We start from the raw sequence: 6,939 nt of genomic DNA, 5'->3' as shown, positions 1-6,939 counted from the left end.
AAGACAAAGAAAGTGAGTCAGCCCCGGCAGGGGATGAAACAGGGGATGGACCACCAACAAAAACCCGAAAGCCCATCCCCATCACAAAGCATCAGTCGGCAGGCGTAATGTCGATATGACAATGCGACGAGTGCGAATGCGAGTGCCCAGCATCAGCGGCTTGATGCAGATGGTCCTGCACCTCCACCCGCATCCCCAACCGCGCCAGCAACTTCCGATCCGCATCCGCTTCCGGGTTATCGGTCGTCAGCAGCTTCTCGCCATAGAAGATCGAATTGGCGCCAGCCATAAAGCACAGCGCCTGCAAGGCATCATCCATCGCCTCGCGGCCAGCAGACAGCCGCACCATCGCCTTGGGCATCGTGATCCGCGCCACCGCAATCGTGCGCACAAACTCGAACGGGTCCAACGCCTCGTTGCTCTCCAGCGGCGTCCCCTCAACCTTCACCAGGTTGTTGATCGGCACCGAATCCGGATACGGCTCCATGTTCGCCAGCTCGGCGACGAGGCCCGCGCGCTCATGACGCGATTCACCCAGCCCGACGATGCCGCCGCAGCACACATTGATGCCCGCATCGCGCACGTGCGCCAGCGTGTCCAGCCGATCCTGATACGTACGCGTGGTGATGATCTCGCCGTAAAACTCCGGCGCGGTGTCGAGGTTGTGGTTGTAGTAATCCAGCCCCGCATCCTTGAGCTGCGCAGCCTGTTCCTGCTTGAGCATGCCCAGCGTCACGCAGGTCTCCAGCCCCATCGCCTTCACGCCGCGCACCATGTCGGCCACGGCATCGAGCTGGTGCGGCTTCGGGTTGCGCCAAGCTGCGCCCATGCAGAAGCGGCTCGCGCCGTTCTGCTTGGCACGCGCGGCGGATTCGAGCACGGCGTCGATCGGCATCAGCTTCTCGGCTTCCACGCCGGTGTCATAGCGCGCCGACTGCGGGCAGTACGAGCAATCCTCCGGGCAGCCGCCGGTCTTGATCGACAGCAGCGTCGAGAGCTGCACGGCATTGGCATCGAAGTTGGCGCGGTGCACCTGCTGCGCCTGGAACAGCAGATCGTTGAACGGCAACGCAAACAGCGCTTCGATGGCTTCGCGGCTCCAGCGTGCGTCGGGGGCCTGACCGGGCGTGGGCGGCACCTTGGCGGCGTTGGCAACGAAATTGAGCGGGGTGTGTTGCATGGGGACTTCCTTCAAACAGAACAATCGGTATGGGGCTCAGGCAGGCAGCAGCCAGTTCGGCTTGCGCTTGCCCAGGAAACTTTGCACGCCTTCGCGGCCTTCTTCCGAGGCGCGGATGGCGGCGATGCGGTTGGCGGTGTCGGCCAGCAGTGCATCGTCGATGGACGCGCCGGCCACCTCGCGCACGAGCCGCTTGCTCTCGCGCACGGCGTTCGGGCTGTTGGCGACCAGCGCGGCGGTGATCTCGCCCACCTTGGCATCGAGGGCATCGGCGCCCACCAGCGCGTGCACGAGGCCGAGGCGATGCGCTTCAGCGGCGGAGAAACGCTCGGCGGTGATGAAGTAGCGCCGCGAGGCCTGCTCGCCCAGCGCGCGGATCACGTACGGGCTGATGGTGGCGGGAATCAGCCCGAGCTTGGCTTCCGACAGGCAGAAGTTGGCCGAGTCGACCGCCACCACGATGTCGCACGCGGCGACCAGGCCGACGCCGCCGGCGTACGTGTCGCCCTGCACGCGGGCGATGACGGGCTTCGGGCACGCATAGATGGCGCGCAACATCTCGGCCAGGCGCAGCGCGTCGGCGCGGTTCTCGTCGTCCGAGTAGCCGGCCATCTTCTTCATCCAGTTCAGATCAGCGCCGGCGCAGAAGGCGGGGCCGTCGGCGGCCAGCACGATGGCACGCACGCTGTCTTCCTTGGCGAGCGCGTGGAAGGCGCCGGTCAACTCGGCGATGACGGTCTCGTTGAAGGCGTTGCGCACGTCGGGCCGATTGAGCGTGAGCGTGGCGACGGCGCCGTGCTGGCTGAAAGTCAATGTGGCCAGCGTTTCAAAGGCGTTCATTGCGTGTCCTTGGGGCTACCGGTCGAGGCGTCGACCGACTTGGAAGATGGGGCGGGGCCGCTAGGCAGGCCGAGCTCACGCAGGAAGGCGTCGACTTGCGGCAACCAGATCGGCAGGCCCGCGCGGCTGCCGAACATGCCGTGCGAATCGCTCTGGAAGTTGCCGTAGTCGACCATGCGTGCGCGGCCACCGGCTTCGGTATATGCGGCGAAAAACCGGTCGGGCAGCGGCTTGGGCCAATAGGTGTCGTTGTCGCCGTAGAACCACAGCGACGGGTAGTGCGCCTGCTTGCCGTAGTTGCCGAAGGCACGCACCAGGTTGTCTTCCCAGGCGATGCAGCTGTCGTTGCGCAGGCCACCCGCGAAGTTGACCAGGCCGCGCACACCGGGGTAGTCGATGGTGCCGAACGCCATCGTGGTCAGGCCGCCATGCGACTGGCCCATGATGACGATGCGGTCGCGGTCGATGTACGGCAGCTGGGTCATGTAGTCGAGCGTGGCGACCACGTCTTCGGCCTGCACGGTGCCGTTGCTCTCTACGTTGCAGCCGCCGCCGATGTAGGCACCGCCGGACTTCGAGAAACCCTGTCGCATCGGCAGCACGACCACGTAGCCGCGCGCCACCAGCGGCGGCACCTGGGCGCTGTAGCGCGCGCGGCCTTGGAAGGCCGGGTTGCCCAGCGCCTTACCGTGGTTCAGCACGATCAGCGGAAACGGCCCATCGCCGGCCGGCTTGAAGATGGTGGTCTCCAGCTTGACGGTGAAGATGCCCGCAGACTTGGGCACTTCCACCACCTGTTCGGTCATGCCGGCCGATGCTTTGTCCTGCGCCTTATCGTCAGCATGTGCGGCGGTGGCGAGCAGCATGGCGCAGCCGAGCGCAGCCCATGCGTGGTGCCACACTGACCGATGCTTGTTGTTCACGTTGTTCTCCCCGTTCGATGGCGTGCCGCTTACATGCGGAACACGCCGAAGTTCATGTCGCCAATCGGCGCGTTCAGGCTGGCCGAAAGCCCCAAGCCCAGCACGCTGCGCGTGTCGGCCGGGTCGATCACGCCGTCGTCCCACAGGCGCGCGCTGGCGTAGTACGGATGGCCCTGGCGCTCGTACTGCTCGCGGATCGGCGCCTTGAAGGCGGCTTCCTCGTCCGCGCTCCACTGGCCGCCCTTGGCCTCGATGCCGTCGCGGCGCACGGTGGCGAGCACGCTGGCCGCCTGCTCGCCGCCCATCACCGAGATGCGCGCGTTCGGCCACATCCACAGGAAGCGCGGCGAATACGCCCGCCCGCACATGCCGTAGTTGCCCGCGCCAAACGAGCCGCCGATGATGACCGTGAACTTGGGCACCTGCGCCGTCGCCACCGCCGTCACCATCTTCGCGCCGTTCTTGGCGATGCCTTCGTTCTCGTACTTGCGGCCGACCATGAAGCCGGTGATGTTCTGCAGGAACACCAGCGGGATCTTGCGCTGGCAGCACAGCTCGATAAAGTGCGCGCCCTTGAGCGCCGCTTCCGAGAACAGGATGCCGTTGTTGGCGATGATGCCGACCGGGTAGCCCCAGATGTGGGCGAAGCCGCAGACCAGCGTGGTGCCGTAGCGCGCCTTGAATTCATCGAAGGCGGAATCATCGACGATGCGGGCGATGACCTCGCGCACGTCGAAGGGCTTGCGCGTGTCGGTCGGGATCACGCCATAGAGTTCTTCTGCGGAAAAGCGCGGCTCGACCGGCGCATGGATCTGCACCTGCTCCGGCTTGCGGCGGTTCAGGTGCGCGACGATGCTGCGGGCCTGCGCCAGCGCGTGCGAATCGTTGTTGGCAAAGTAATCTGCCACGCCAGACAGGCGCGTGTGCACGTCGGCGCCGCCCAGGTCTTCGGCGCTCACCACCTCGCCCGTCGCGGCCTTCACCAGCGGCGGGCCGGCCAGGAAGATCGTGCCCTGTTCCTTGACGATGATCGACTCGTCGCTCATGGCCGGCACATACGCGCCGCCGGCCGTGCACGAGCCCATCACCACCGCGATCTGCGGGATGCCCTTGGACGACAGGTTGGCCTGGTTGTAGAAGATGCGGCCGAAGTGGTCGCGGTCGGGGAAGACGTCGTCCTGGTTGGGCAGGTTGGCGCCGCCTGAGTCGACCAGGTAGACGCAGGGCAGGTGGTTCTGCTCGGCGATCTCCTGCGCGCGCAGGTGCTTCTTCACGGTCATCGGGTAATACGTGCCGCCCTTGACCGTGGCGTCGTTGCACACGATCACGCATTCCTGCCCGGAGATGCGGCCGATGCCGGTGATGATGCCGGCGCCGGGGGCCGCGTCGTCGTACATGCCGTACGCCGCCAGTTGCGAAAACTCCAGGAACGGCGTGCCGGGATCGAGCAGTTGTTGCACACGGTCGCGCGGCAGCAGCTTGCCGCGCGCGAGGTGCTTGGCGCGGGCGTCGTCACCGCCGCCCTGGGCGATGCGGGCCACCCGGTCGCGCAGGTCGGCGACCAGGCCGCGCATGGCGTCGGCGTTGGCCTTGAAGTCTTCGGCACGGGGGTTCAGCTTGGTGTCTAGCGTCGGCATGGCAGCAGTGCGATGGGTTCGTTAGTGAAGGTCGCCGTCGAGATACAGCCAGCGGCCTTCCGGGGTTTCGGTGCCGCTCGCGTCCTGGCGGACGAAGCGGCTGGTTTCGTGCAGGCGATGCGCGCGGCCGCCCACCTTGTAGCGCGCGACGAATTCCACCGTCGCGTGCGTGGCGTCTTGTGGTGCGTGGTGCTTGATGTCCAGACCCAGCCAGCGTGTTGATTGCGCGCCGGCCTCGCCGGTTTCCAAATCGGCCGGGCACGTGGACGGATGCCACGTGCGGCGCAGATACGCCGTGTCGCCCAGCACATAGGCGCTGTAGCGCGAGCGCATCAGCTGCTCGGCCGTGGCCGGCACCGCCTCGCCCGCGTGGAACGGGCCGCAGCAGCGCGCATAGGCGCCGCCGCCGCAGGGGCAGGCATCGGCCGGGCCGATCGGCTTGGCTTGGCTCACGCCAACAGCTCCGGCAGGTGGCGCATGTCGGTGAAGGTGCGCGAGGCACCAGCGGCGATCAACGGGCCCGGCGCATTGCGGCCGGCGTAGGCCAGCACCGTCATGCCGGCCGCGTGGCCGGCGGTCACGCCCGTGGGGCTGTCCTCGATCACCACGCAGCGCGACGGCGCCACGCCCAGCTTGTGCGCGGCCAGCAGGTAGACGTCGGGCGCGGGCTTGCTGCGCTCGACCTCGGTGGCCGAGAAGATGCGCGCGTCGGTCGGGCGGAAGCGCTCGATCAGGCCGGTACGGTTCAGTTGCAGCTCGACCTTCATGCGGTCGGCGCCGGAGGCCACGGCCATCGGCAGGCCCAGCGTGGACAGCGCTTCAATCGCATCGGCGATATGCGGCACGGCTTCCACCTCGGCTTCGAGCAGCACATTGCGGCGCGCATGGAAGGTCGACAGCCAGTTCGGCGGCAGCGGCGCGCCGCGCATCTCGGCAATCGCGTCCAGCTCTTCGCGGATGGCCTTGCCGAGGAAGCGCTTGATGGAATCTTCCTGGCTGATGTTGATGCCGAGTTCGTTCAGCATCTGCCAGATCAGCCGGTTGACGAGGGGTTCGCTATCGACCAGCACGCCGTCGCAATCGAACAGGATGGCGTCGAAGCGCGGGTGGATCGAGGCGGATTGGGAAACTTCAGTCATGCTTTCTTGGTCGGTTTTTCGTAAGCGGCGACCGGCGCACCGGCCGCCTTCCAGGCGGTGAAGCCGCCCGCGATATGGACTACGCGCTCCAGGCCCATGTCTTGCACGGTCTTGGTGGACAGCGCGCTGCGCCAGCCGGCCGCACAGAAGAAGACGAAGGTCTTGTCTTCGGCAAAGGTCGGCTTGTGATACGGCGATTCCGGGTCGACCCAGAACTCCAGCATGCCGCGCGGCGCGTGCAGCGCGTGCGGGATCACGCCTTCGCGCTCCAACTCGCGAATGTCGCGCACGTCGACAAACTGCACGGTCGGGTCGTCCAGCAAGGCACGCGCCTCGTCCACCGACAGCGTGCGCACCTGCGCCATGGCTTCATCGACGAGGGCGCGGAATCCTTTCTTCATCGGCATGCGGGTCTCCTTGGTGTCAGACGCGTCCGTCGCGCAGCAGGGCTTCGATCTGGTCGAAGCGGTCGAAACCCCAGAAGGCTTCACCGTCGACGATCACGTACGGCGAACCGAACACGCCGCGCGACATCGCCAACTCGATCTCGGCTTTGAGCTGGTCCTTGATCTGCTGGGTGTTCACGCCGGCATTGAGCGCGGCACCGTCGATGCTCATCGCGTCGGCGATCTTCATGACCTCGGTGGGCTCGCCGATGTTGATGTCGTCAACGAAGAGGGCGCGGTAGACCGCGCGCGCGAAGTCGATGGCGCGGTCGCCGCCGTGGTGGTCATGCACCCACAGCGTGGCGCGCGCCGCATATTGCGTCGGTAGCGGGAAGTGCGTCGGCTTGCGGTACTCGATGCTGTTGAAGCGCGCGGTGCGCTCGAAATCGCGCCACGCGTAGTCGCCCTTGAGCGGCACCTGCGGCAGCGGGGAGCCGCCGGTGGTCTTGAACACGACCCCCAGCAGGATCGGGTGCCATGCCGTCGCCCGGTTGTACTGGCGGGCGAGTTCCTCCACGCGCGTACTGGCGAAGTAGCCGTACGGCGACGAGAAGTCGAAGTAGAAATCGATGGCCCCGTTCATGATGTGCTCCCCTTTGTTGTGCTGTTGTTTCCCCAACAATGCCTACGCGAGCGCGCGGGCGATCAAGATTTTCTGGATATCGCTGGTGCCTTCGTAGATCTGGCACACGCGCACGTCACGGTAGATGCGCTCCACTGGGAAGTCGTTCACGTAGCCGTAGCCGCCGAAGACCTGGATGGCGTCGGAGCACA

The 6,939-nt window shown here is 66.3% G+C and carries 9 protein-coding genes; all 9 read right to left on the bottom strand.

What is annotated here, in order from left to right; genetic code table 11:
* Positions 1-91 precede the first annotated feature (91 nt).
* Entirely contained in the window at positions 92-1,180 is a 1,089-nt protein-coding gene (gene bioB, locus QZ609_RS22860) for a biotin synthase BioB (protein ID WP_295499793.1), read from the bottom strand.
* A gap of 36 nt (positions 1,181-1,216) precedes the next feature.
* Positions 1,217-2,020, bottom strand: a complete 804-nt coding sequence (locus QZ609_RS22855) for an enoyl-CoA hydratase/isomerase family protein (protein WP_295499791.1) — start codon at positions 2,018-2,020, stop codon at positions 1,217-1,219.
* Positions 2,017-2,943, bottom strand: coding sequence for a dienelactone hydrolase family protein (locus tag QZ609_RS22850; protein WP_295499790.1), 927 nt, complete (start codon positions 2,941-2,943; stop codon positions 2,017-2,019). The genes QZ609_RS22855 and QZ609_RS22850 overlap by 4 nt, the downstream gene beginning before the upstream one ends.
* 29 nt (positions 2,944-2,972) lie before the next feature.
* The gene (locus QZ609_RS22845) at positions 2,973-4,580 is read right to left on the bottom strand and encodes a carboxyl transferase domain-containing protein (protein ID WP_295499789.1); all 1,608 of its coding nucleotides are present in this window, start codon (positions 4,578-4,580) and stop codon (positions 2,973-2,975) included.
* A gap of 21 nt (positions 4,581-4,601) precedes the next feature.
* Positions 4,602-5,033 (bottom strand): YchJ family protein, encoded by a 432-nt coding sequence (locus tag QZ609_RS22840; RefSeq protein WP_295499787.1) that lies wholly within the window; start codon positions 5,031-5,033, stop codon positions 4,602-4,604.
* Positions 5,030-5,719, bottom strand: coding sequence for an HAD family phosphatase (locus tag QZ609_RS22835; RefSeq protein WP_295499785.1), 690 nt, complete (start codon positions 5,717-5,719; stop codon positions 5,030-5,032). The genes QZ609_RS22840 and QZ609_RS22835 overlap by 4 nt, the downstream gene beginning before the upstream one ends.
* Complete coding sequence (locus QZ609_RS22830; RefSeq protein ID WP_295499784.1) at positions 5,716-6,126, bottom strand: rhodanese-like domain-containing protein; 411 nt, start codon at positions 6,124-6,126, stop codon at positions 5,716-5,718. The genes QZ609_RS22835 and QZ609_RS22830 overlap by 4 nt, the downstream gene beginning before the upstream one ends.
* 16 nt (positions 6,127-6,142) lie before the next feature.
* The gene (locus tag QZ609_RS22825; protein WP_295499782.1) at positions 6,143-6,748 is read right to left on the bottom strand and encodes a 2-hydroxychromene-2-carboxylate isomerase; all 606 of its coding nucleotides are present in this window, start codon (positions 6,746-6,748) and stop codon (positions 6,143-6,145) included.
* A 42-nt stretch (positions 6,749-6,790) separates the two neighbouring features.
* A partial coding sequence (locus tag QZ609_RS22820) for an acyl-CoA dehydrogenase family protein (RefSeq protein ID WP_295499795.1) occupies positions 6,791-6,939 on the bottom strand: 149 nt, incomplete at its 5' end.

The organism is uncultured Ralstonia sp. (assembly GCA_913056305.1).
Lineage (GTDB): Bacteria > Pseudomonadota > Gammaproteobacteria > Burkholderiales > Burkholderiaceae > Ralstonia.
The sequence above is the reverse complement of the archived record's forward strand: the minus strand, read 5'-3'. Positions and strand labels throughout refer to the sequence as shown.